Here is a 24,064-nt window from a genome sequence, read left to right as displayed (position 1 = left end):
CCTCATGTCCACCGTTGAACGCTCCCCTTCCGCCGCGACGCTCGTGCTGCCCGCAGCGCAGATCGCCGGCCGTGCGGTTCGCACGCATTCCGACACGGCCGGCGCGCCGATCTGCAACGCGTCGACCGGTGCGACGATCGGCTGGCAGGAATTCGCGACGGCAGTGCACGTCGACGACGCGGTACGCGCCGCGCGCGACGCGTTGGCGGGCTGGCGCGACACGTCGCCCGCCGAGCGCGGCCGGATGCTCGCGGCGATCGCCGAACGCGTCGAAGCCGAACGCGCGCGGCTTGCGGCGTTGCAAATGCAGGTCAGCGGCAAGCCGCCGTTCGAAGCGGACGCCGATGTCGGCGACGTCGCCGCCACGTTCGCGTACTACGCGTCGCTGTGCGCGGACCCGGCGACGTTCGCGGCCGAAGCCGTTGCACTGCCGAACGCGTCGTTCGCGGCCGAGCGCTTTCACGACGCGGTCGGCGTCGCCGCACTGATCGTCCCGTGGAACTTCCCGATGGTGACGACCGCGTGGAAGCTCGCGCCCGCGCTCGCGGCCGGTTGCACGGTCGTGCTGAAGCCGTCCGAGCTGACCTCGCCGGCCGAGCACGCGCTGCTCGAAATCGTCGCCGCGGCCGGCGTGCCGGCCGGTGTCGTCAACGTCGTGAACGGCGGCGCCGACGTCGGCGCGGCGCTGACGGCGCATCCGCTGATCGATAAGATTTCGTTTACGGGCAGCACCGCCGCCGGCCGTCATGTGATGCGCGCCGCGGCCGCCGACATGAAGCGCGTGACGCTCGAGCTCGGCGGCAAGTCCGCGCTGATCGTGCGCGACGATGCCGATCTCGAGCTCGCGATTTCGCTGGCCGTCGCCGGTGCGTTCACGAACGCCGGGCAGATGTGTTCGGCCACCGCGCGCATCCTCGTGCACGACAGCGTGTATCGCCGCTTCATGGCCGCGTTCGAGACGGCCATGCGCGCGCTCGTCGTCGCGCCGCCGGATGTCGCCGATGTCGCGATGGGGCCGCTGATTTCGGCCGCGCAGCGCGCCCGGGTCGAAGCGCTGCTGCAACAGGGCATCGACACCGGCGCACGCGTCGCCTTCAGCGGACGCGTGGCCGATACGGGCGGCGACGGCTATTTCATGGCGCCTGTCGTGATCGCCGAGCCGGCCGCGGACAACGTGCTGTGGACCGATGAAGTATTCGGCCCGGTCGCGTGCGTGAAATCGTTCCGTACCGACGAAGAGGCGATCGCGCTCGCGAACGACACGCGCTATGGGCTCGTCGCGACCGTCGTAACGCGCGACGCGGCAGCCGCGCGCCAGTTTCAGGCACGCGTGCGCGCGGGGCTCGTGTGGATCAACGCGCCGCAGCTCATCTATCCGCACGTTTGCTGGGGCGGCTTCGGGCTGAGCGGCATCGGACGCGAACTCGGCGTCGCGGGGCTGCGCAGCTATCAGGAATTGCGGCACGCGATGCGCGCGGTCGATTGACGGTGTCGTCGCGCGGCGGTCGAAGCACGACGTGCCGCGCGGCGACCTCATTCGATGCGGTCATTGACGGGGCACGCTTGCCGCCGCGCGGACGACGAAGCAAGCCGCATGAGAACCGCAGGCGAAAAGCAAAGCATCGCCACGCGGACGTCCGTCCTGCGGACGCCCGCGCAGCGTCGCCGTCGCGGTGCGCGCGATGCGTGCTATACGCCGCGCGTCAGTTGTATCCGAGAATCGCGACCGATGCGACCTCGGGCCGATCGACGCTACCGACGAGCGACACCATCGGCTCCTGCAGCACGGCCTGATACGAGGTCACGTGCGCTTCTTCGGGCGCGCCGGCGTGATCGTGCATCGGCTCGTCGAAACCGTCGAAGCCATCGAAGCCGTCGAACAATTCGGATGGGTTCAGCGAAAAAGTCATCTCCGTTCCTTTGATACGTAGTCGTTTGTTTTAGCTTGCCTGCTTCAGTGCGGCGACTCGCACGGCGCCGCCGTCGTGTGCGGCTTCCGCGTGCGCGAGCTGCGCGCGCGTGCGCCGCGTAATGTGGATCACCGCGAACACCACCGGTGCAATCAGCAAGCCTTCGGCGAGCTCGGGATCGACCGGCAGCTTCATCACGTGCAGCGCCTTGAAGGCGGCGGTGGCGAGCGACAGCACGTAGTACGAGATCGCGGCGACCGACAGCCCTTCGACCGCATGCTGCAAATGCAGTTGATTGCGTGCGGTGCGCTCCATGCCGGCGAGCAGCCGCGTGACGTCCTTCTCCTGCGCGAGATTCACGCGCGTGCGCAGTAGATCGACCGCACGCGCGATGCGCGCGGCGATCTGCTCGTGACGTGCCCATACGCTGCGGCACGTCTCCATCGCGGGCGCGAAGCGCCGTTCCATGAATTCGGCGATCGTCGGCATCCCTTCGATGCGCTCCTCGCGCAATTCCTGGATGCGCGCGAGCACGAGCTTCTCGTAGGCGCGCGACGCGCTGAACCGGCCGCCCGCGCCCGACAGCGCTTCGACGCGCACCGCGAGATGCGTGAGCTTCACGAGCAGCGACGCATCGTCGTCGCCTGCGCCGCCCGCATCCATCTGCTGCATCAGCGCGTGCAGCGACGCGTGGATCTCGTCGAGTTCGCCGCTCATCCGGCGCGCGACCGGCAGCGCGAGCAGCGCCATCATCCGGTACGTCTCGATCTCGTATAGCCGCTGCAGCAGCCGGCCGCCCTGCTCCTCGCGGAAATCGTCGTCGACGACGAGAAAGCGCATGAAGCCGTCGTCGCGCACGTGCCAGTCGCAGAACACCTTGCCGCCGCCGAGGACGTTGCTGCCGACGAGGACGGGCCCGTCGATCCAGCGCCGCAGATCGGTGCACACGAGCCGCGCGGCGTCGCCGGACAGCAGCTCCATGCGCACCGCGACGAAGCGGATGCCCGCGAGCCGCGCGAACCACGCGGCCGGAATGCCTTCGATCGCAAGATCGTCGAAATAGCCGGTATCGCGGCGCGGCGCGACGAAGGTGAAGGTCGAGAACTCGGTGTGGCGCTCCCACTTCAGATACCAGCCGCAACGCGATTGCGCCGCATGGTGCGTCGCGCCTTCATGCGGCGCGGCGATGCCGGTGTCGCGACACAGCGCGTGCAGCAGCGTTTCGTGGAGATCGGGCTGCCCGTCCGCGTACACCGCGTAATGGGTGAGCGACACGGCCTCGGCGATCCGCAGAAACGGCCGGGCATGCAATTCGGCGGCCAGTGCGGCGCGCAACGGATGGTCGATCATCGATACACCACGCTTTCCTGTTCAGTGCTGCATGCCGTGCCGCATCGGGACGATACGGCCGGCTTGATTCCACTATGGCAGACACATAGCAACAATAAAAACGCATAATGTTGATCGTTACCTTCAATTTTCCTGATACCGATGAAGATGCTCGATCACGACGTGCTGGCCACCGTCGTCGCCGTCGCGGAGACCGGCAACATGACGCGCGCGGCCGAGGCCGTGAACCGTTCGCAGTCCGCCGTCAGCATGCAGATCAAGAGCCTCGAGGACGCGATCGGCCGCCCGCTGTTCGTGCGCAAGCCGCGCAGCATCGTGCTCACGCGCGAGGGCGAGGTGCTGCTCGGTTTCGCCAGACGAATGCTGGCGCTGCGCGACGAGGCGTGGGCGGCCGTCGTGCGGCCGGAGGTGACGGGCAAGGTCGTGATCGGCGTGCCGGACGACTATGCGTCGTCGCTGTTGCCGTCGGTCTTGAAGAAGTTCTCGGCGACCTATCCGAAGGTCGAGATCCAGGTGATCGGGCTGCCGAGCAGCGCGCTCGCGCCGCTGCTGAAGGACGGCACCGTCGATCTCGTGTGCGGCACGCGCGTGAAGGGGCTATCGGGCGATTTCGTGCGCCACGAGCCGATGGCGTGGGCGGCGATGACGAACGGCCCGCGCGTGTGGGAAGAACGGCCGCTGCCGATCGCGGTGTTCATGCCCGGCAGCGTCGCGCGAGAGAACGCGATCCGCAGCCTCGAACGCGCGAAGGTGCCGTACCGGACGTCGTATGAAAGCCCGAGCCTGCTCGGTCTGCTCAGCATGGTGGAAGCGGGTCTCGCGGTCGCGCCGCTCGCGCGTTGCGCGATTCCCGCGCAGCTGTCGATGCTCGGCCGCTCGCACGGATTGCCGGACCTGCCGCCGCTCGAACTGATTCTCGCGCGCAGCACCAAATCGAAACGTCCGCCGTGCGACTTTCTCGCCGAACAGTTGATGGAGGATCTGCAGCGTCAGACCGGGCAGGCCGGCGACGCGTAGCGAGGCCGCACGCCGTCTCGCATGCGGCGCGGCCCCGCGACGCGCGGCACGGCGGCAAGGCAGCCTGCCGTGCGACGCCGTTGCGTGTGGTGCGCCGTCACTTCGGCACGCCGAAGCCGGTCATCGCGAGCGCCGCGTTGACGATCGGCGCGACCGCGTCGACGAGCGCTTCGAGCGTGTCGCCGCGCACGTGCCGTCCGGGCGGCGGCACGAACTCGACGCGGCGGCCGCCCCATTGCGAGCCGGCCGTGACCGACAGCGTCGCGCCGAAGTGGTTGCCGTGGCGACGGCCGAACACGCCGATGCGTCGCTCGGCCACATACGCCTGCTCGGGAAGAAACAGCCGGATCTCGACGGCGACCTGATGCGGGTCCGCCGCACGCGCGTTCGCGTCGACGCCGGGCTCGAATGCCTTCGCGACGCGGAACGTAACGTGCGAGTCCCATGCGGCAAGCGGGCCGCCGGCTGCGTCGACGCGTTCGGTATCCACCGACCACTGGTGCCGCTCGGGCACTCGGATCGCCTGGCGTAGCAGCACGTCCGCCGCGCGAACCGTCATCATGATCTGCCGGGCAAGCTGCCTGCCCGACGGCAGCGCCTCGACACGCGCGCGGCGGCTGACCGGGCGCGCAATATGCACTTCTTCCGTGAGGTACATGAACCCTCCGTTATTTGGGCCAGCGCCGCGCACGCCGCGGCGCACCGACGTGAGCCGCCGGCTGACGCGACATGCGACGCGCGGGCGGCGAATGGATAGACAGCAATTGCCGTTCCTCCCCGGCCGGCGCCGGTGCGGCGCGCAGGAGGACCGTGCGTGCGCCTCGCCGGCGGCCGAAAAGCGTTTTTCGGGTCGGGTACGGGCTCAGGGCGAACGCCGTCGCGCGTGGCGGCCGGCCTCGCCGGGCACGCTCCGGCGGGGCTGGGCACGGGTAGTGCAACTGCACCACACGGTAAAAACCGCGACGGCGATTCGGTCGGCAGGAAAAGGACATATGGCGGCGGTCGACCGATGCAGAAGGTCGGCTGTTGAAGATGTAGCAAGCTTGCGACAGCCGACATAAAGGCCGTGCAAAAAAGCGGCCTGCTCGTGCAAAAACGGCAAGCATGACGACCGATGCGGCGCATGCGAGCGTCGAACGGGCGTGCGATCGGGCCCCGCCACGGCCTCGCAGCGGGGCCCGATGCGGCGCGCCTGGGTTGCCTGGCGAAGGCCGCGCGGCGCCCGTATCTTTGCCGCCCGCGGGCGCGTTACCGCAAATTGGTCTTCGCCAACTCGACGATCTCGTCTCCGCGTCCGCTCAGGATCGCGCGCAGCATGAACAGGCTGAACCCCTTCGCATGCGCGAGTTCGATCTTCGGCGGCATCGCCAGTTCGTACTTCGACGTGACGACGTCGACGAGGGCCGGCCCGTCGTGCGCGAACGCCGTGCGCAGCGCGTGCTCGACGTTCTCCGAATGTTCGACGCGTACGCTGAAAATGCCCGCGCCCTTCGCAATCGCCGCAAAATCCGTCGCGCTCAAATCGACGTTCGTATCGAGATACCCTGCCGCCTTCAGCTCCATCGACACGAAGCCGAGCAGGCTGTTGTTGTAGACGACGATCTTGATCGGGAGATTGAGCTGGCGCGCGCTCAGCAGATCGCCGAGCAGCATGGACAGTCCGCCGTCGCCGGACAGCGACACGACCTGCCGCCCCGGATGCGCGCCCTGCGCGCCGAGCGCCTGCGGCATCGCGTTCGCCATCGAGCCGTGATTGAACGAGCCGTGCAGCTGACGCTTGCCGTTCATCGTCAGATAGCGCGCGGCCCATAGCGTGGGCGTGCCGACATCGGCCGTGAAGATCGCGTCGTCGGCCGCGACTTCGTCGACGATCTTCGTCAGGTACTGCGGATGAATCGCGCGGCCGGGCGGCTCGGCCACCGCGAGATCGTCGAGCCCCTTGCGTGCGGCCGCATAGTGCTTCAGCGCGTTCTCGAGGAAGCGACGTTGCGTCTTGCGCGTCAGGCGCGGCAGCAGCGCCGCGATCGTCTCCTTCACGGTACCGACCAGGCCGAGCGCAAGCGGCGCGCGATGGCCGAGCTGCGAACCCTTCCAGTCGATCTGCGCGATCTTTGCATTCGACGGATAGAACGGCCGGTACGGAAAATCCGTGCCGAGCATCAGCAGCGTGTCGCACGACTCCATCGCGTGATAGCCGGAACTGAAACCGATCAGCCCCGTCATCCCGACGTCGAACGGGTTGTCCCATTCGACGAACTGCTTGCCGCGCAGCGCATGCACGACCGGCGCGCCGAGCGTGTCCGCCAGTGCGACGACTTCGTCGTGCGCGCCTTGCGTGCCGCTGCCGCATAGCAGCGTGACGGCGTCGGACGCGTTCAGCAGCGCCGCGAGCCGGTCGAGATCGGCGTCGGCCGGCACGATGGACGGCGGCGCCGCGTCGTGCCAGCGCGGCGCTTCGTCAGGACCGTCGCCGAGCGCGATGTCGCCCGGCAGCACGATCGCGGCGACGCCGCGCGCTTCGATCGCGGTGCGCATAGCGCGCGCCAGCAGCCGTGGGAACTGCGACGCGTTGGTCACCAGTTCCGCAAAGTGACTGCATTCGCGGAACAGTTCCTGCGGATGGGTTTCCTGGAAATAGCCGAGGCCGATCTCGGTCGACGGAATGTGCGCGGCAATCGCGAGCACCGGCTGATGATTGCGATGGCAGTCGTAGAGCCCGTTGATCAAGTGCAGGTTGCCGGGGCCGCAGCTGCCCGCACACACGGCGAGCCGCCCGGTCGACGCGGCATCGGCGCCGGCCGCGAACGCCGCGCTTTCCTCGTGCCGCGTATGCATCCAGCGGATCGAGCCGATCTGGCTCAGGCTGAACGACAGCCCGTTCAGGCTGTCGCCGGTCACGCCCCAGATACGCTCGACGCCCGCTGCCGCAAGCGTCTTCGCCAGATATTCCGCCATCGTCTGTCTTGCCATGATGCCCTCGCTCGCAGGTTGGGTTGCGCGACATGCCGGTTTCCGCGCGCGCCGGCTCGTCGTGCGTGCCGGCGCAGCGCCTCTGCGCATGATAGACAAACGCCGGAATCGGCGTCCTGAACGCGCATCCATGCGCATCGCTCCGCCGCGCGGGAAGTTCGCGGCGGCCGTCATCGGTTCGTCAGATCGGCGACAAGCAGACGAAACCGGCGGGCATGTCCACGCTAAACCGGCAACGCCTGCGCCGAAACAATTTCCTTGAGCACCATGACAATCGGCAATGACGCGACGGATATACCCGAATCGCCTCCCCGTCCGCGCGAGCGCTCTCCATGTGGAAGATCGATCGGGCCTTCGCCGAAATCGCGATATGCAATACGCGACGATGTCACGACGTGCCGGCACCAGCCTGCTCCGGACAGGCCGCGTGCCCCGGCACCGACACGACACGCCCTTTCAGCGGCAACGGCACGCCCGGATAGACGTTGAAATCGTCGAGCACGCGCCCGTCCACTTGCGCGCCCTTGACCGTATGTCGAACGTTGCCGGTTGCGGTCAGGCGTGCGCCCGTCGCATCGCAGGTCATCGAGAGTCCTGCGCGAGTGCGGTTCGGCAACTGGCGCACCAGCCCACTGAACGCCAGGCTGACGAGCACGGTCCCGGTCGCGCTCGCCTTTTCTCCGGAGGAGACTTTCAACACGGGTTTCACGTCGAGGCGATACACCGTCTCGGTTTCCACCGCGCGCAGCGACTTCAGCGTGATCGTCTTGCTCTGGCCGGGCGCCAAACTGATCTTGAACGGGAACGCGTACAGCGCTGGCTGGTCGCTCTCGCCAACCGGTTCGACCTTTTCTTCGGCCAGCGGCACACCGGGATTCATCAGGCGCGACAGCGAAATGCTCACGTATTCCGGGCGATCGCCGTTGTTGACGATCTGGACGGCAGTTTCCTGGCCGTCGACGACGACTTCCTTCGGTATCAGATCGATCGCCGCCAGCACCGATGCCGGCATCAGGTACGCGGTGAACGTTGCGAAGAAGCGGGCAAGCACGGATAGATTCATCGTGAACGATTTGGCGGAGGTTCGCGCTGCAGGCGGTCATCGCAGCCCGAAGCGGCACCCGGATGGCAACGCGTCGCGCGTGCCGGAGAGGAAGGCCGAACAGGCGGCGGGTGTGCCGTAGCCGCGGCGCGCGCACGACGACGGCTACGAGCGCGTCAGCGCGTCTTGATGGTGGGCTCGAATGTGAGCGACAGCACGCCGCTGTATGTGCCGGCGGTCGCCTTGAAGTCGCCCGCTGGCGGATACGCGGCAACCGCCAGCGTGTAGTACCCGACCGAATCCTCGCCGGCGACCGGCGGCACGGGATTGCTGAACGTCGTGCCCTGCCCCGTCACAATCGACTTCGGCTGGCCGCCGTCCGGTGCCAGCGTGACGGACGGCCGCTGGAACATCCTCTGCGTGTCTGCCTGATTGCGGATCTCGAGCGGCGTGTCCAGGCGCACCTGAAACATGCCGCTCGTCGACAGCACGCGCAGCCGCGCTTCCACTTCGTAGGGCGCATCCCAGCCGCCCAACTGCTTCATTTCGAGGCCGCTGTCGAACCAGCCGCCCTTTTCGTCGGTGACGTCGAAGTTGTCGCGCGGCACGACGGTAGCCGTGATCGTGCTGCTCGTCTTGCCGCTAAGCGTGACCTCCTGCGCCATCGCGAAAATCGGCAGCATACACGCGGCAATCAGCCCGTATCCGGCGATGCGTTTTGTCATATTGCCTCCCATGCTCTGGTGACCCGAACTGGCACACTGGCGCGCCGTCAGGTTTTAGTGACGACCGTAAACGTCAGGACATCGTGGTATTGCCCGACTTTCGCATCGGCAGGCACGTTGGTCGTGAATGTCGGCATCCAGCACGATAGCCCGCCGGAATCCAGCGGAACGGTCATGCCGCCCGTATTCGGCAACGGTACATTCACCGCTCCGTTGGATAACTCCACGGCGTACGGAATGGTGTCCGTTCCATTCTTCAGCCGATAGCGGCCGTTGACCGTACCTGCCGCACTGGTCGCATCGATCACGAAGCGCTTGCCGTTGACCGCGCTGCCCGAATATTTGAAGCAGAGAGCGTCCTCGATATTGGAAAAGGACTTCTTTGCCTCGCCGCGCGGCAATTCGCCAAGATCCCAGTTCGGGGCAGTGACGTCGATCGCGACCGACCGCGGCGGTTCCGGTGGCGTGGTCGGATTCACGACGTTGCAGCTGCCCGGTCCACCATAACGCGTGATATACGCCGCGCCTCTGACATCGGCGACATCGTAGCCGCTCATGCCCGTACCGGGGAGGTAGCCGGGGTTACCGGCCGCAGTGGCGTAGTTTCCGGCGCGAATGGACAACGCGGGCCAGTCTTCCACTTTGGCATTGTCGACGATCACCCTGACGGATGCCGTGAACGCCCTGGTAACCCCCCACTCGGAATAGCTCGGCGGCCCAATGCCGGAGCCTACTATGTACCCGTTATACATGACGTAGCCCTTCCCGAAGTACACGATCGAATGCCGAACGCTACCCATGAAAACCGCCTGTGCAACGTCACTGCTCTGAAGCATGCTGCCATTCTTGTCGTACCCGTAAACCATTATCCCGCGCGAGAGGAATGCCTGCCCGTAGGTTCGACCCTCTGTGGCCTTGAAATCGATCGATACGCGGAGCGTGCTGGTTCCGTTTCCGTTATCGGTCCACGAACACGAGTGATATCGGTCGATGATATCGAGTTCCACCAGGTCGTATTTGACAGACACGGCATACGCGTGATCGACAACGAAAAATGCAAGCATCGGGAGTGTGAACGCGATCCATCGCATTCTTTCCGTCGCACGCCTGATTACCGCTGAAATAATGGTCAACATAAACTCCCTGCCTCTCTCGCCGACGCGCCATCGCGTTCCCGTACGTCGCTACCGCGACGACACTGTTCTCGCTTCTCGCGGCCCAGGTGATAAATCACCGCACCGTATCCCACACTGACAAAAAGCGGCGCGGGACCGTGCTCGGCGTCGCGCCCTTCAATCCTGATCCGTTCGTTCGGCCGGAACGTCACGCGCCAGACCTGCGTCTCCTCCGGTACGGCGAACGCCTTCAACGTCATCCGGTACTTCTGCCCCGGCGCGAGCGACAGCCGGTTCGGCGTAACCAGCAAGCCGGGACGCGGCACCTCGTCGATCGGCGCACGCTGTTCCGGCATGTGGCCCGGATTCGTCACCAGTTCCTGCGACACCGTCAGGTAAAGCGGCGTGTCGCCCACGTTCTCGACCCACAATTCGCCCGGCGGCTTGTCAGGCTCGAGCGTCAATTCCGGCCGCGACAGCTTCAGAATGCCGGCCGCGACACTGCTCGCGCAGTACGCGGCGATCAGCACGCCGGCGGCACAACGTCGCGCACCGGCGGCGAGCGCGCGTGCTGCCGGCATGCGCACCGTCATTCGCATGTCAGCGTCACGGGCTTGTCGCCCGCATCCAGCTTGATCTGCTTCGTCGCGAAGTGCTGCGGCATGCCGGGGAATACGGCGACCGTCTGCGCCGGCTGGCCGTCGCCGACGGTGACGTCGTGGAACACCGAGCGGACGGTGCCCGTGCTTTCCAGCGTGATCCCCCCGTTCTCGCAGCGATGCGTCCACGCTGCATGCTGCTTCAACGGCTTCGGCAAATGTCGAACCAGTACGCCATAACCGATCGACACCGACAGCGGCGCGGTGATCTTGTCCTTCGGCGCCTCGTCGACCTTCAGCGACTTGACCGGGATGATATAGAGCCGATAGAGCTCTTCGTGCGGCACTTCCGTCAGCGACTGGAGCGTGATCTGCCGCGACTGGTTCGGACCCAGCGTCAGCTTGTCGGGGCTTGCGATCAGGCCGGGCTGCTCGAGATCGCCGAGATCGACCTTCTGTTCCGGCGTGATGCCGGGGTTCATCACCTTCTGGACCGAAATGGACAGATACATCGGCTCGTCGCCCATGTTCTTGACCGTCACGCGCTGGTCGTGCTCGCTGACGACACGTGTCGTCGCGGGCGTCACCATCAATTCGCCGGCCGCAAATGCCGGAATCGCCACGGCGGCTAACAGTCCTGCCAGCAGCGACAACATGCCTGTCGGTTTGAACGTCATATTTTTCATCCTTCGTGTTACTGCGCGACGCCCGCGCTGCAGCGGTAGTACGACCCGCTCGCATCCTTCAGGCTGCACGTGTACTGATAACCGTCGCCGGCGACCGTGAGGTCCGACAACATCTTCTTGCTGACGATCGAGAACAAGCCGTTGCGGTAGACGGTGTCGCCGGTCTCGGCGATCTTCCCGCTGATCGGCTTGCCGTCGTGGTCGGTCAGGAATCCGCTGTAGATCATGTTGATATCGACCTTCGCGCTGGCCGAATACACCTGGCCCGGATGTGCGCGCAGGATGTTCGCCGGCACCTCGATGTTCATGTCGAGCTTGCTGTTGTTGCTCAGCACGCGGGCGAACGGCACGTCGCTATATGCGTTGAGCGGCACCGCATAGGTGCTGTTGCCGCCGACCGGGTTGCCTTCGACGTTGAAGCCGTATTTCATCCCGTCGATGTTCGGCGTGCGCAGCAGCATCGCGCTACCGCTGCCGCTGTAGCGGCCGAATGCGATACCTTCCCGGCTCGCTGCGAACATGCCGCGATAGTTGAAGTCGAGATTCGCGGCGTCGCCGTTGTAGCCGAGGTTCAGCGATGCATCGCCGCGCGTGCCCGAACGGGTGCCATAGACGTTCATCCCATAGTCGCGGCCAACCCGGCTGCCCGTCACGCCCAGCGTGGTCGTGCCGAAACCGTCCCGGAAATCCTTCCGGTAGTCACCGCTCAACTGCGTCTGGCCGCCCGAATGCGCGGCGTTGAAGCTCGCCTGCGTCCTGTCGAGCTGCATCGTCATGTTGAAATAGACGCCGTAGCCGCCACTGCCGGAGTTACGCACGAAGCTGCCCTTCTGCACGCCGAGCGCAAAGGTCGCCCACAGGCCGTTCGGACGATAGTTCCAGCGCACTTCGGCCTGGTGCGTCTGGTTGAACGGCGAGCGCTGGTAGTTGTAGCTGGCCGTCGCGCGACGAATGTTCCGGCTGTACGACACGCTCGTGCTCGACGTGCCCGTGTAGAAGCGCGACACGTCGTTGTTCAGATACCGGCTGACCATCACGTTGCCGAGCACTTCGTTGCTCGCGGCCAGCGTCACGTAGCCGCCCGCACCGCGCTCGCCGCCCAGCACGCCGAGCGTTGGCGAAAGATCGATGCCGGCGAGCATCGTCGGCCGCGTGACGTTGATTTCGGCCGCCCAGTCTCCGCCGTGACCGACCAGCGTCGACGCGTTCATGTAGAACTGGCGGAAATTGCGGCTCATCGCGGCTTCCATCAGGAAGCCGCCCTGCTCGCGCATCTCCTTGCCGACCGTGAAGCGCCACGCATTGCCGGCGGTCCTGCCGAAGTTGACGTTGTTGATCTCGCGGACTTCCTGGCTCACCACGTGGCCGCTGCGATCGACGAGGCGTACCTCCACCGGGTAGTAGCCGCCGGGCAGATCCGCGAAGCTGACCTCGTTGCGGCCGAGCGCGGCGGGCCGCTTCAGGATCAGGCGTCCGCTGCGATAGAACTCGTAGTTCCCTTCGGCAGTCGCATACAGGATCAGCGAGCCCACGCTACGGTTGACCTGCAGATTGCGCTGGCTGCCGACCGTCACGAAGTGGTCGAAGCCCGGCGACAGCAGCGTGCTGACCGCCCCCGATGCATAGTCGATGCTGTTCTGCTTGCCCGCACGAACATACGTGCTGGCGAAGTTCTTCTGCAGGTAGTACGACGAGACGCCCTGTGTACCGATGCTGTTGCCGCGCGTCTCGGTGTGGTTCACATACCAGCTCAGATAGCCGAAGCTCTGCGAGGGCAAGCCGACCCACGTCGTGCCGTTCACGTTGAACGCGCGATAGCTGTCCGTCGATGCGCGCACGTCGACCGACTGGTTGTTGACGAGCCCGAACGCGGTTTTCGGCACGAGATAGTCTTCGCGCGTATCGCGGATCGAGATCGACCGCCTCAGCTTGTCGATCGTGACGTAGTAGCCGGCGATTTCGACATCGCAACCGTTGCGGCAACGCTTGTAGTCGAGCTGCGACACGACACCGCGGATCGTATCGACGTCGTCCGGCGAGATGCCGTTCGCCGCATATTTCTGCGCATCGAATTCGAGGGATGCGGCGGTTGCCGAATATCGAATAAACCCCGGAAGCGTTCTGCCCTTGAACGTCGCGACATAGTTTGCGCTATCGTCCATTTCAGCCGCAGTGAACCCTTCAGGTACGCCATACGATACCTTTACTTCTGCGTACGAGTGCGAATAAACAAACAACAGGAATGCACCCAGCCACAGCTTGTTGAATTGAAACGGGGCTTGAAAGGCAGACACGCTTTTTTCTATGAAATGGGATCGGAATTCGAATCGGCTATGGAAATCGGAATGATTCGATGAGGGGAAAACGGCCCCGGTGAGCCCGGGGCCGAAAAGCTGGCTTACTGGCCGGAGCCGCCCGAGCCGCCCGAGCCGCCGCCTGCTGCTGCCACCGGCTCGAACAGCATCACGAGATCGCCGCTGTAGCTGCCGTTCGTGCTGCGGTTGCCGACCTTCGTCGGTGCGTCGACGGCGATCGTCAGATCGTGCAATTCGTCATAGCCGCCATTGCCCGTGACGACCTGCGTGATCTTTTCCTGCTTGCCGAAAGCAACGGTCTTGTTGCCGGCGGCGCTTGCCAGCGTCACGACCGGGTTCGCCATCGAATAGCCGTTGCCCGACGACAGCTTCAGCTCCTGTGCCAGCGACACGTTGAAGTCCGCGCCCTTGGTCCACACGCGGATCGGCAGCGTCTTTTGGAACTTCGCCTGCTTGTAGTCCGTCGCTTCCAGCTCTTCCGTCGAGTACCACGACGAACCATCCGGCTTCGAGACGAAAATGCCGTCGTTGATCTGCGCGGTCAGCGTGATCTTCTTCGACACTTGATTGTCGTTCGCGGGCGCAGCGTGAGCGAGACCGATCAGTGCACCGCTCACACCCAGAGCTACGACGAGTTGGCTAACTTTCATATCTATATTTCTCTAGAAAAATGGTTTTCCGAAACCGAGGCATTTCGCCCGACATGTGGAATTGGACTCCACGGACGAAATAGTGAATTGATCAGAAGGAACGTTAAATAGGATGATTCCTATAATTGCGGGATGGGAGATAGGACGAGCGCGAAATTCTCTTTCTTTTTTCTCTCGCTTCGTTCTCCACAACGAAACGTCACGCTTTTTTCACATTTCAAGTACCGCGAACGTGCACTGGTCGTCACGAACGGGCGGACCGCGCATCACGGTGCGGATCGGCGCACGAGACGCGTCGGCGCCGATCCGGCTGCATCCAGAACCGGCGCATCGAGCAGCCGTATCGATTCGTCAGATGCCGACCGGCAAACGAAACCGGCGGGCGCCGCCGACGCACCGAACGACTCGCGCTAAACCGGCAACGCATGCGTCGAAAGAATTTCCTTGAGCACCATGAACGACCTCACCTGACGCACACCCGGCAGATAGAGCAATTGCTCGGCGTGCAGCCGATTGAAACTCTCGTTGTCGCGTGTGCGCACCAGCATGAAGTAGTCGAATTCGCCGGTCACGACATGGCATTCGACGCATCCCGACACTTCCTGCGCCGCCGTCTCGAATGCAGCGAACGCTTCGGGCGTCGAGCGGTCGAGCACGAAGCCGATCACGACGAGCATGCCGGCCCCGAGCGGCTTCGGGTCGAGCAGCGCGACGATCCCGCGGATCAGCCCCATCTCCTTCAACCGCTCGACGCGCCGCAGGCATGCGGGCGCACTGAGCTTCACTTTCGCGGCGAGGCTCACGTTCGAGATCGACGCGTCCCGCTGCAGTTGCCGAAGAATCGCGCGGTCGATGCGATCGAGCGTCGGCGCGACATCGCCGGGCGACGCAGCCTTCCTGTCTAATTTCATTGCGTGTTTCTCCAATTCGACGAACTGAAATTTCTGAATCGACGTGATCGTCTTCCGCAACGTAGGCCGACGCGATTTATTTCGCAAGCTCATTTCGCGTCGACGTTCGTATCATTTTCCGACGGGCTGCGCGGCCGCCGGCCATGCGCGAGCGATCCCGCCTCTCTCTCTACGTCCCCGGAGCACGCCGATGAACCTGCAACGCTTCCCTCGTTATCCGCTGACGTTCGGCCCGACGCCGATCCAGCCGCTCAGGCGCCTGAGCGATCACCTCGGCGGCAAGGTCGAGCTCTACGCGAAACGCGAGGACTGCAACAGCGGTCTCGCGTTCGGCGGCAACAAGACGCGCAAGCTCGAATACCTGATTCCGGACGCGCTCGAGCAGCGCGCGGATACGCTCGTGTCGATCGGCGGCGTCCAGTCGAACCAGACGCGGCAGGTCGCGGCCGTCGCCGCGCATCTCGGCATGAAGTGCGTGCTGGTGCAGGAGCATTGGGTGAACTACGACGATCCCGTCTACGACCGCGTCGGCAACATTCAGCTATCGCGCATGATGGGCGCCGACGTGCGGCTCGTGCCGGACGGCTTCGACATCGGCATTCGCCGCAGCTGGGAGGAAGCGCTCGAAAGCGTGCGACAGGCGGGCGGGCGGCCGTATCCGATTCCGGCCGGCTGCTCCGAACATCCGCTCGGCGGCCTCGGCTTCGTCGGCTTCGCGGAAGAAGTGCGCGCGCAGGAGGCGCAGCTCGGCATACGCTTCGACTACATCGTCGTCTGCTCGGTCACGGGCAGCACGCAGGCCGGGATGATCGTCGGCTTCGCGGCCGACGGACGCGCGGACCGCGTGATCGGCATCGACGCGTCGGCGACGCCCGCGCGCACGCGCGAGCAAATCACCCGCATCGCGCGTCATACGGCCGAGCTCGTCGACCTCGGCCGCGATATCACGGACGCCGACGTCGTGCTCGACACGCGTTATGCCGGCCCCGAGTACGGGTTGCCGAACGAAGGCACGCTGGAAGCGATCCGGCTCTGCGCGCGGCTCGAAGGCGTGCTGACCGATCCCGTCTACGAAGGGAAATCGATGCACGGCATGATCGACAAGGTGCGGCGTGGGGAATTCGAGCCGGGAGCGAAGGTGCTGTATGCGCATCTCGGCGGTGTGCCCGCGTTGAGCGCATACAGCGCGATCTTCGCGGACGGTTGACGCGATCCGGCCGCGGGCGCGATGCGCGTCGCCCGATACGTGGGACGCGTTACGCGTCGGCGTCGAGCCGGGCCAGCGCACGCGCGATCGCGTGCTGGAAGTCCGGCCAGTTCGCGTCGACGGTCCCCGCCTCGACCGCGCGCTCCATCGCCGCGCAGGCGTCGCACGCATCGGCATCGCCGGCAAGCGCGAAACCGCCTCGCATCGAATGCAGTTCGAGCCGCAGCGTCGCGACATCGCCGCGTGCCGCCGCGTCGCCGAGCAATGCCATCGAGCGGCGCGTTGCCGCGCGCAGCGTATCGCGCACGTCGTCCGACAACACGGACGGTGCGTCGTACGCGACATCCGCCGTATCGCGCGCCGATGCGGCGCGCTGGCCGGCATGCCGCGTCAGCGCCGCATCGAGCACCGCGATCGACAACGGCTTCAGCACGAGTTCCGCGATACCGACCTGCTCGCAGCGACGATAGTCGTCCTCCGTCGCGTGCGCGGTCATCGCGATCACGGGCACGCCCGCACGCTGCTCGCGCAGGAAATTCGCGAGTGCATAACCGTCGAGTTCCGGCATCCCGAGATCGGTCAGCACGACGTCGAACGGCGCTTCGAAGAACGCGCGCATCGCCTGGATGCCGTTCTCGACGATCGTCGCGCTGTGATGCAGCGCTTCCAGCTGATCGCGCAGCAGCGCGCGGCTCGCCGGATGGTCTTCGGCGACCAGCACGCGAATCGGCGCCGCGTCGCGCGCGACGTCGATGCTGCCCGGCGCCGCTTGCGCCGTCGCTCCCGGCTGCGCGGCGCGCCAGTTCGGCGGCGCTTCCGGCAGCGGCAACGTCACGCGCATCGTCGTGCCTTCGCGTTCGCGGCTGTCGACGGTAAGATCGCCGTGCATCAGCATCGCGATGCGCCGGCACAGCGGCAGCCCGAGCCCCGTGCCGCCGAAGCGGCGGTAGATCGACGCGTCGGCCTGGATGTACACGTCGAACAGCGTCGGCACGCTGTCGGCCGGTATCCCGATCCCGGTGTCCGCGACGCGGATCTCGACGCGCGCGCCGCCCGCGCCGCGCACCACCCGTCGCACATCGATCGACACGCAGCCGCGCTCCGTGAACTTGATCGCGTTGTCGACGAGATTCGACACGATCTGACGCAGCCGCACCGGGTCGCCGACGTATCCGTCGGCCAGCTCGGGCGCCACGCGGCACGTCAGCTCCAGCCCTTTCGCGCTCGCGAGCGGGCGATAGAACGCGGCGATGTCGTCCAGTACGTCGCGCACGTCGAACGGGATGCGCTCGATCGTCATCTGGTTCGACTCGGCCTTCGACAGGTCGAGCACGTCGTCGATGATCCGCAGCAACGCGTCCGATGACGACGCGATCGTGTCGAGCCGCCGCCGCTCGGTCGGCGCGAGCGGCGCGCGCGCCATCAGCTCGAGGTTGCCGACGATCGCGTTCAGCGGCGTGCGGATCTCGTGGCTCATCGTCGCGAGGAATGTCGACTTCGCCTTGTTCGCGGACTCCGCGGCGACGCGCGCCTCGTGCAGCTTCTGCTCCATCTGCTTGCGCGCGGTGATGTCGGTCAGCGTGCACAGCAGCGCGTCGACACCGCGATAGCGCGTACGCATGATGTTCGCGACGACATGCGGCGTATCGGGCCGGTCCGGAGCGATCGGCAGCTCGCACGTGACGACCTTCGCGTAGCCGCTCGCGTCGCGATGCTCGCGATAGGCGCGCCACAGCCGCTTGCCGAGCGGCGCGTCCGACGTCAGCCGCTCGTAGCGCGTCATCGTTTCGTTGCAGACGATGTCGTCGCCGTCCGCGAGCGACAACAGCGCGAGGCCTGCCGGCGCGGTGCGGATCAACGCGCGGTTCAGCGCATCGCTTTCGATCAGCCGGATCGCACGGCGATAGGCCGGACGCAGCGCGCGCCGATCGAACGCGACGACCGCGAGCCACAGCGCGGCGATCGCGAACAGCGCCGCGCCGGCCGTCGCACCGAGCGACACCGCCAGCGCTTCGACGACGCTGCGCCACGAGAACGTCGTGACGAACACGAGATCGGATTCGGGCAGACGATCGCCGATCACGAAGCGCGTGCCGACGCGATGCACGGCCGCACGCACGTCGCCCGGCGCACGCGCGAACGCAAGCGCACGCTCGACGAGCGCCGCCGGGACCGGCGCGCCGATCGCGACCGTTCCGCGCGCGTCGACGAGCGCATGCGTGTCGTCCGCATAGTCGGGCTTCATGATCGCGGCGACCTGCGCGCGCGTGTTGATCACGAGCCAGGCGATCGGCTGCCCGGACGCATCGCGCACGGGCCGCGAGAGTCGCCATACGGGGCGGCCGAGCAGCGTATCGTCGCGCGTGTCGAGCAGCGCGTCGTCGCGGCCGTCGATCGTGCGCAGCGGCACGCCGATACCGCGGTGCGGCTCGACGCTGCGAATCAGCGCATGCATGTCGATCGCATCGAGCCGGCCCGTCAGCCGGCCGACCGGCTGAACGCCGACGATGCCGATGAAGTCGCCCCCCGTGCCGATCAGATAGGCGCTGAGCCCCGCGTTGATCGTGTGCGGCATCGACACCGCGATCATGTCGGTCTGCTGAAACAGCAGCGCGACGTACCGCGAGTACGCTGCGGCGCCGCGATCGTGCGTAAGGTCCGCGAGCACGGCGGTCGACGGCATCCCCGCGCGGCCGCTGACGATCAGCCGGCCGTGCGCGTCGTCGAGCCGGCGTAGCTGAGCGGGCGTCGCGCGCGGATCGGTGCGCTCGAACATCTCGATGCTGTCCGCGTGATGCGTGAGCAGCGCGTTCGCGACCTGCAGCTCCGCATGCAGCTCGGCCTCGCGCCCGAGAAACGCGGAGCGCGCCCGAGCGAGGAAGTCCGACACGTCGAGCAAGACGATCAACACCGCGCAGGCGAGGATAAACACGGTGACGGCCGCGCCGCCGCCGTACAGCAGCGCGCGCTGCTGACGGCGCACGCGGGCCGGCTCGAATCGTTTGACGGTGGCGGACGCGCTGCGCGCGGCGAGCTTTTTCAGTTCCTTGGGCATACGCTCGGCTGCTGAGGGAGGCGCATGGGCGCCGGGGCGGTGGAGACGATCGCCGCGCACGCGCATGCCGCTGCGACATGCATGACGCAGCGGCGCGGCGCGATCACGGCCGGGCCTTCTGCTGCGTATTGCCGGCCGGATCGGGCAGCATGCCTTCATCGGCGAACCGGATCAGATCCGCATCGCGGACGATGCCGAGCTTCTTCATCGCGCTCGCCTTCTGCGAACTGATCGTCTGCTTGCTGCGATGCAGTTGCGCGGCGATCTCGCCGACGGTCATGCCCGCGGCGTACAGGCGTACGACTTCGATTTCCCGCGTGGTGAGCCGCCGCTCGGTGACCGACGAGCCGGCGCTGTCGAGCAGATGCCGGATGTGCGGCGACTGATAATCGGCACACACGAACGCCGCGTGGACGGCGCCGACCAGATGCGAGATCGCATCGGACTTGCTTAGAATGCAGCCGACGCCTTGCCGGCGGATCGCATGCAGCACGCTCGGGTTGTCGATCATCGTGATCGTCACGATCCGCAGCGCCGGATAGCGGCGCTGCAGGAACGACAGCAGCACGAGCCCGTCGCCGAACTTGCCGCCCGGCATCACGTAGTCGAGCACCAGCACGTCGCTCGGGTTTTCTTCCAGTGCCGCGACGAGATCGGTCGAGTTCGACACGGTCCCGACGAGCTCGATCGTGCTGCTTTCGGCCAACACCCTCGACATGCCGATCGCGGACGAAGGGTGGTCGTCCGCCACCATCACCCGCACGCAGAATTCATCCATGGTCTCTGTTCTCCCCGGCTTCGACGATGTGCTCGCTCATGGCCGTCATCGGCCGCGCGCCGTGCGGCCTGACCCGTTCGGCGGCTCCGCCGGTTCGACGGATCGGACAGGCAAGCAGCATCAAATATCCAGACAATAGCATCGGTGAACCGCTTGCGCGCCACGCGCAACGGGCCGAGCGGCGCAGATCGCCGCGATCGCGCGAGCGCCGTGCGCCCGCATCGCGCGCGCGGTATCGCGGGAGGGCCGCGCGCCGCCTGGTGCTGGTGCGCCGGCGGCATTCGCTGCGTACGCACCTTCAATGGCCGTTCGCGCCCTCGCCGGCCATGCCGGCTTCGCGTCGCCCGTTTTCGGCGACCTGCTTCCACGCGTCGATCGCATGCCGTCGCTGCAACGGCGACATGATCAGAAACTCGTTGATGCTCGCCAGAAAGTCTCGCCGAGACTTCTCTGGAAGCATCGCGAAATCGAGCAGCAATGCGATGACTTTCTCCATATGGTGCACGGTCTCTCTCCACCTCAAAATAATCCGTGCCGCACGCGGGCGGCGGCAACGGTCTGCCTTCGATACCTCGGACATTCGCGGCAGCGCGCGCGCGACGGCACGTCATGCGACGCCGTCGTGCGATAGCTGCGCGATGTCCTGTTCTTGTCGTTGTTCGCCGTCGACGTGCTTGCCGCGACGTCGCGCCACGCCCGAGAGCACGCCGCGCAGACGTCCGAGCGTCACCGGCTTCGTCAATATGCTGTACACGTTCGCGGCCGCGCAGCGGCGTGCTTCGTCCGGCGCGAGATGCGTCGTGACGATCGCGACGCTGCACGGCATCCCGCGCGCATGCACGGCTTCGGCAAGTGCGCATGCGGCCATGTCGGGCAGATCGGTGCCGATCAGCAGCAGGTCCCAGTCGCTGCGGTACAGCAGGTCGAGCGCCGCGCCCGCGAGGCCGACGACGTGCACTGCACAGCCGAGCGCGTCGAGCTGCTCGCGCAATATCGTGCCGTTCACCGATGCGTCGTCGGCGAGCAGGACGCGCATCGTCGTGCGGCCGCAGGCGGCCGGCTCGGCCGCGCGATCGATCGGCACGATCGCCGCCGCGCCGCCGCGCGCAGGCACGAGTGCCGCGCGCAGCGCGCCGAGTGCATAGCTCGACACGCGGATCATGCGGCCGACGCGGCCGGGCTCGAGCGGGCCGTCCGGCGTCGCGAGCACGACCGGCGCGCTGCCGGCGAGCCGATCGAGCGCGTCGCCGGGCCACTCGTCGGCATCGCCGAACAGCACGATCGCGCTCGCGCGCATGCAGCGCGCGGCCGGTATCTGCGTCGGACACGCGTAGACGCGCACGTCGAATCCCCACGCGGCCAGATGCGGCAGCGCGAACTGCCGCCATTCCGCCTGACGCGCGACCAGCAGCAGCGTGCCTGCGTCGCGCGCGACGGGCGCGGCGATCGGCTCGACGTCGAGGCCAAGCGGCAGCCGCACCGTGAAGCAGCTGCCGGCGCCCGGCGCGCTCGTCACCGCGATCCGGCCGCCCATCGCGGTGACGAGGCGATCGCACAGCGCGAGCCCGAGGCCCGTGCCGCCGTAACGGCGCGCGATCGTCGCGTCGACCTGCGAGAACGCACGGAACAGCTTGTGCAGATCCGCGCTGCCGATGCCGATGCCCGTATCCTCGATCGCGATCGCCAGCTCCGCCGTGCCGCATTCGCCGCGCACCGCGCGCAGGCGCGCGGTCACGTGTCCGTGCGCGGTGAACTTGATCGCGTTGCTGAGCAGATTGCCGAACACCTGCGCGAGCCGCGTCGGATCGCCGCGCATGCGCTGCGACGCGCTCGCCGCGATCTCGCAGAACAGCGGCAGCCCCTTCGCCTTCGCGACGGGCGCGTACGCGCCCAACTCGCGCGCGATCACGCCGATCGCATCGAATTCGATCGACTCGACCGGCATCGCGCCGGCCTCGACCTTCGTGAAATCGAGAATGCCGCTGACGAGCTCGAGCAGCCCCGACGCCGCGTTGCGCAGCGTCTGCACGCGGCTGCGCTGCGGCAGATCGAGCACCGAGCGCTCGAGCAGTTCGAGATTGCCGAGGATCACGTTCAGCGGCGTGCGGATCTCGTGGCTCATCGCGGCGAGGAACGACGACTTCGCCGCATTCGCGGAGTCCGCCGCGCGCACCGCTTCTTCGAGCTTCTGCACCAGCTGCCGCTTCGCGGTCACGTCGACGACCGCGACGATCAGCACGTCGCTCCCCTGATAGCGCGCATCGCGTGCGATCACTTCCAGATGCAGCGGCGGCGCATCGGCGCCGGCCGCGGCCTGCGCATCGGGCAGCACGAGTTCGATCTGAAACGGCGCATTCGATGCGCCGGCGCGATACTGCGTGAGGATCTGCGCCGACAGCGTGCCGCAATCGCAGCCGAGTCGCGCGACACGTTCGGCGAGCACGGGACTGACGAGCATGAAGCGCCCGTCGGCGCGCGAGATGAGCCCGAGCCCGATCGGCGACATCTCGATCACGCTGCGGCACAGCGACTCGCTGTCGAACACGCGCTGTGAGCGCGCATAGACGCCCGCGAGCACACGATGATGGAAACGCACGAGCAGCACCCACATGATCGCGATCGTCAGCAGCGACGCGCCGAGCAGCAGGCCCGCGCGCAACGCGACGGTGGCGGCGATGTGCGTCCACGACAGCGCATATGCGAGCGTCCATCCTGTCTTGTCGAGCGTGCCGCGGAACACGACGTGGCCGCCGCGGAACACCGGCTCGTCGGCATCGCCGGGCTCGCGCGCGACGTCGAGATCGAGCAGCCGGGCGATCCGCGCGTCGTCGTGCGCGACGCCCGGGCCGGCCGTCACGAGCCGGTTGTCGGCCGTTGTCACGAAGAACGTGCCGTCGGCTGCATTCGACGGCACCCACGACAGCAGGTAATCGGGCGCGTATTCGGTCACGAGCACGGCGAACGGCTCGCCGTCGACCTGTGCCTGCGCGGCGATCCGGATGCGCCGTTCGCCGGACACGGGATCGATGAACGGCGGCAGCCAGCGCACGTGCGGACGGCCGTGGCCGGCGCTCGGCGGTGCATCGCCGAAATCGATGCGCAGCGCGTCCAGCGTGCGTGCCCGCTCGTCCGGCGTCGCGAGGCCGGCTCCGTCGCCGCGCGAGTTCGGCACGAGCCCGAACATCGCGGTGCGCGTGCTGTAGTGATAGCCGATCAGCGCATAGCCGCGATTGATCGAACTCGCCGCGCAGATCCGCGCGAGCAGCACCGACAGCGACAGGTAGCGCGCGACTTCGCGCCGGTCGGCGGTCTGCCCCGGCACGCCGAACACGACCGACGGATACGGCGTAATCGCGATCTGCTGATCGCTCGAGTAGAACGCATCGACGACGCCGTCCGGCGCGCGGTCGATGTCCCGCCAGATCAGCTGCGCGTTCGATACGCCGTTGCGGAACGACGTCTCGCTGACCTTGATTTCGTTCAGCGTCTGTACGAAGCCCGCGAGGTAATTGCGCCGCTCGCCGTCGAGATAGCCGTAGACGATCGACGCCATCCCGAGCGCACAGGCGATCAGGATCAGGACCGTGACGACGATGCCGCCGCCGAACATCGAAATGTTCTGATAGCGTCGAATCGATTGGAGCGAACTGTAAGGCATGACACAGCGCGGGCGGCACGCCACCTGGAATGCGCGCATTCCGGGTCGCCGTGCATCGCATGAACGAAACCGTACA

General features: G+C 66.5%; 19 protein-coding genes. 3 read left to right on the top strand and 16 right to left on the bottom strand.

Annotated features, from left to right (window positions below; all coding sequences use genetic code 11):
• Nucleotides 1–4: 4 nt before the first annotated feature.
• Nucleotides 5–1,486 carry an aldehyde dehydrogenase family protein gene (locus NP80_RS04030; protein ID WP_006404465.1) on the top strand — a complete coding sequence of 494 codons (1,482 nt, stop codon included), beginning with the start codon at nt 5–7 and terminating at the stop codon, nt 1,484–1,486.
• A 217-nt stretch (nt 1,487–1,703) separates the two neighbouring features.
• Here NP80_RS04030 and NP80_RS04025 read toward each other — a convergent pair whose 3' ends face one another.
• Nucleotides 1,704–1,910, bottom strand: coding sequence for a hypothetical protein (locus tag NP80_RS04025; RefSeq protein WP_006404466.1), 207 nt, complete (start codon nt 1,908–1,910; stop codon nt 1,704–1,706).
• A gap of 30 nt (nt 1,911–1,940) precedes the next feature.
• Entirely contained in the window at nt 1,941–3,260 is a 1,320-nt protein-coding gene (locus NP80_RS04020) for a DUF3422 family protein (protein WP_006404467.1), read from the bottom strand.
• Nucleotides 3,261–3,401: 141 nt separating this feature from the next.
• Between NP80_RS04020 and NP80_RS04015 the strand changes: the two genes are divergently transcribed.
• On the top strand, nt 3,402–4,277 hold the full coding sequence (locus tag NP80_RS04015) for a LysR family transcriptional regulator (protein ID WP_006397730.1): 876 nt from the start codon (nt 3,402–3,404) through the stop codon (nt 4,275–4,277).
• 97 nt (nt 4,278–4,374) lie between these two features.
• On the opposite strand, the gene NP80_RS04010 is transcribed toward NP80_RS04015, so the two are convergent.
• The 10 genes from NP80_RS04010 to NP80_RS03965 form a co-directional block, all read right to left on the bottom strand.
• Nucleotides 4,375–4,935 carry a hypothetical protein gene (locus NP80_RS04010; RefSeq protein ID WP_006404469.1) on the bottom strand — a complete coding sequence of 187 codons (561 nt, stop codon included), beginning with the start codon at nt 4,933–4,935 and terminating at the stop codon, nt 4,375–4,377.
• A gap of 590 nt (nt 4,936–5,525) precedes the next feature.
• Entirely contained in the window at nt 5,526–7,247 is a 1,722-nt protein-coding gene (gene poxB / locus NP80_RS04005) for a ubiquinone-dependent pyruvate dehydrogenase (protein WP_035488009.1), read from the bottom strand.
• Between the two features lie 388 nt (nt 7,248–7,635).
• The gene (locus NP80_RS04000) at nt 7,636–8,310 is read right to left on the bottom strand and encodes a hypothetical protein (RefSeq protein WP_035488012.1); all 675 of its coding nucleotides are present in this window, start codon (nt 8,308–8,310) and stop codon (nt 7,636–7,638) included.
• A 155-nt stretch (nt 8,311–8,465) separates the two neighbouring features.
• Complete coding sequence (locus tag NP80_RS03995) at nt 8,466–9,014, bottom strand: hypothetical protein (protein ID WP_006404474.1); 549 nt, start codon at nt 9,012–9,014, stop codon at nt 8,466–8,468.
• A gap of 47 nt (nt 9,015–9,061) precedes the next feature.
• Nucleotides 9,062–10,150 (bottom strand): hypothetical protein, encoded by a 1,089-nt coding sequence (locus NP80_RS03990; RefSeq protein ID WP_226823179.1) that lies wholly within the window; start codon nt 10,148–10,150, stop codon nt 9,062–9,064.
• On the bottom strand, nt 10,144–10,722 hold the full coding sequence (locus NP80_RS03985) for a hypothetical protein (RefSeq protein WP_006404476.1): 579 nt from the start codon (nt 10,720–10,722) through the stop codon (nt 10,144–10,146). The genes NP80_RS03990 and NP80_RS03985 overlap by 7 nt, the downstream gene beginning before the upstream one ends.
• Nucleotides 10,719–11,405: a pilus assembly protein gene (locus NP80_RS03980; RefSeq protein WP_006404477.1), complete on the bottom strand. Its 687-nt coding sequence runs from the start codon at nt 11,403–11,405 to the stop codon at nt 10,719–10,721. Before NP80_RS03980 ends, NP80_RS03985 begins: the two co-directional genes overlap by 4 nt.
• Nucleotides 11,406–11,422: 17 nt before the next feature.
• Complete coding sequence (locus NP80_RS03975; RefSeq protein ID WP_006404478.1) at nt 11,423–13,576, bottom strand: TcfC E-set like domain-containing protein; 2,154 nt, start codon at nt 13,574–13,576, stop codon at nt 11,423–11,425.
• 236 nt (nt 13,577–13,812) lie between these two features.
• A complete protein-coding gene (locus NP80_RS03970; RefSeq protein ID WP_035488015.1) occupies nt 13,813–14,379 on the bottom strand; it encodes a CS1 type fimbrial major subunit in 567 nt (188 codons plus the stop codon).
• Between the two features lie 410 nt (nt 14,380–14,789).
• The gene (locus NP80_RS03965) at nt 14,790–15,290 is read right to left on the bottom strand and encodes an Lrp/AsnC family transcriptional regulator (protein ID WP_035488207.1); all 501 of its coding nucleotides are present in this window, start codon (nt 15,288–15,290) and stop codon (nt 14,790–14,792) included.
• Nucleotides 15,291–15,480: 190 nt separating this feature from the next.
• Between NP80_RS03965 and NP80_RS03960 the strand changes: the two genes are divergently transcribed.
• Nucleotides 15,481–16,497, top strand: coding sequence for a 1-aminocyclopropane-1-carboxylate deaminase (locus NP80_RS03960; RefSeq protein ID WP_006409677.1), 1,017 nt, complete (start codon nt 15,481–15,483; stop codon nt 16,495–16,497).
• A gap of 49 nt (nt 16,498–16,546) precedes the next feature.
• Here the strand turns inward: NP80_RS03960 and NP80_RS03955 are convergent, their stop codons facing one another.
• The 4 genes from NP80_RS03955 to NP80_RS03940 form a co-directional block, all read right to left on the bottom strand.
• A complete protein-coding gene (locus NP80_RS03955; protein WP_006409676.1) occupies nt 16,547–19,552 on the bottom strand; it encodes an ATP-binding protein in 3,006 nt (1,001 codons plus the stop codon).
• Nucleotides 19,553–19,655: 103 nt separating this feature from the next.
• Nucleotides 19,656–20,330, bottom strand: coding sequence for a response regulator (locus NP80_RS03950; RefSeq protein WP_006404485.1), 675 nt, complete (start codon nt 20,328–20,330; stop codon nt 19,656–19,658).
• A gap of 298 nt (nt 20,331–20,628) precedes the next feature.
• A complete protein-coding gene (locus NP80_RS03945) occupies nt 20,629–20,835 on the bottom strand; it encodes a hypothetical protein (RefSeq protein ID WP_006404487.1) in 207 nt (68 codons plus the stop codon).
• Nucleotides 20,836–20,937: 102 nt separating this feature from the next.
• A complete protein-coding gene (locus NP80_RS03940) occupies nt 20,938–23,988 on the bottom strand; it encodes an ATP-binding protein (protein ID WP_258178732.1) in 3,051 nt (1,016 codons plus the stop codon).
• Between the last annotated feature and the right edge of the window lie 76 nt (nt 23,989–24,064).

Origin of the sequence: Burkholderia multivorans ATCC BAA-247 (assembly GCF_000959525.1) — a bacterium.
GTDB lineage: Bacteria > Pseudomonadota > Gammaproteobacteria > Burkholderiales > Burkholderiaceae > Burkholderia > Burkholderia multivorans.
Note: the sequence above shows the minus strand (reverse complement) of the source record. Positions and strands in the feature narration are given on the sequence as shown.

What these genes read in the sequence shown, in the direction of transcription:
- NP80_RS03980 (WP_006404477.1), bottom strand. Translation starts at nt 11,405, where the DNA reads ATGACGTTCAAACCGACAGGCATGTTGTCGCTGCTGGCAGGACTGTTA.
- NP80_RS03990 (WP_226823179.1), bottom strand. Translation starts at nt 10,150, where the DNA reads ATGTTGACCATTATTTCAGCGGTAATCAGGCGTGCGACGGAAAGAATG.
- NP80_RS04030 (WP_006404465.1), top strand. Translation starts at nt 5, where the DNA reads ATGTCCACCGTTGAACGCTCCCCTTCCGCCGCGACGCTCGTGCTGCCC.
- NP80_RS04015 (WP_006397730.1), top strand. Translation starts at nt 3,402, where the DNA reads ATGAAGATGCTCGATCACGACGTGCTGGCCACCGTCGTCGCCGTCGCG.
- NP80_RS04000 (WP_035488012.1), bottom strand. Translation starts at nt 8,310, where the DNA reads ATGAATCTATCCGTGCTTGCCCGCTTCTTCGCAACGTTCACCGCGTAC.
- NP80_RS04010 (WP_006404469.1), bottom strand. Translation starts at nt 4,935, where the DNA reads ATGTACCTCACGGAAGAAGTGCATATTGCGCGCCCGGTCAGCCGCCGC.
- NP80_RS03985 (WP_006404476.1), bottom strand. Translation starts at nt 10,722, where the DNA reads ATGACGGTGCGCATGCCGGCAGCACGCGCGCTCGCCGCCGGTGCGCGA.
- NP80_RS03975 (WP_006404478.1), bottom strand. Translation starts at nt 13,576, where the DNA reads ATGGACGATAGCGCAAACTATGTCGCGACGTTCAAGGGCAGAACGCTT.
- NP80_RS03960 (WP_006409677.1), top strand. Translation starts at nt 15,481, where the DNA reads ATGAACCTGCAACGCTTCCCTCGTTATCCGCTGACGTTCGGCCCGACG.
- NP80_RS03970 (WP_035488015.1), bottom strand. Translation starts at nt 14,379, where the DNA reads ATGAAAGTTAGCCAACTCGTCGTAGCTCTGGGTGTGAGCGGTGCACTG.
- NP80_RS04025 (WP_006404466.1), bottom strand. Translation starts at nt 1,910, where the DNA reads ATGACTTTTTCGCTGAACCCATCCGAATTGTTCGACGGCTTCGATGGC.
- NP80_RS03950 (WP_006404485.1), bottom strand. Translation starts at nt 20,330, where the DNA reads ATGGATGAATTCTGCGTGCGGGTGATGGTGGCGGACGACCACCCTTCG.
- NP80_RS03955 (WP_006409676.1), bottom strand. Translation starts at nt 19,552, where the DNA reads ATGCCCAAGGAACTGAAAAAGCTCGCCGCGCGCAGCGCGTCCGCCACC.
- NP80_RS03965 (WP_035488207.1), bottom strand. Translation starts at nt 15,290, where the DNA reads ATGAAATTAGACAGGAAGGCTGCGTCGCCCGGCGATGTCGCGCCGACG.
- poxB (WP_035488009.1), bottom strand. Translation starts at nt 7,247, where the DNA reads ATGGCAAGACAGACGATGGCGGAATATCTGGCGAAGACGCTTGCGGCA.
- NP80_RS03940 (WP_258178732.1), bottom strand. Translation starts at nt 23,988, where the DNA reads ATGCCTTACAGTTCGCTCCAATCGATTCGACGCTATCAGAACATTTCG.
- NP80_RS03995 (WP_006404474.1), bottom strand. Translation starts at nt 9,014, where the DNA reads ATGACAAAACGCATCGCCGGATACGGGCTGATTGCCGCGTGTATGCTG.
- NP80_RS04020 (WP_006404467.1), bottom strand. Translation starts at nt 3,260, where the DNA reads ATGATCGACCATCCGTTGCGCGCCGCACTGGCCGCCGAATTGCATGCC.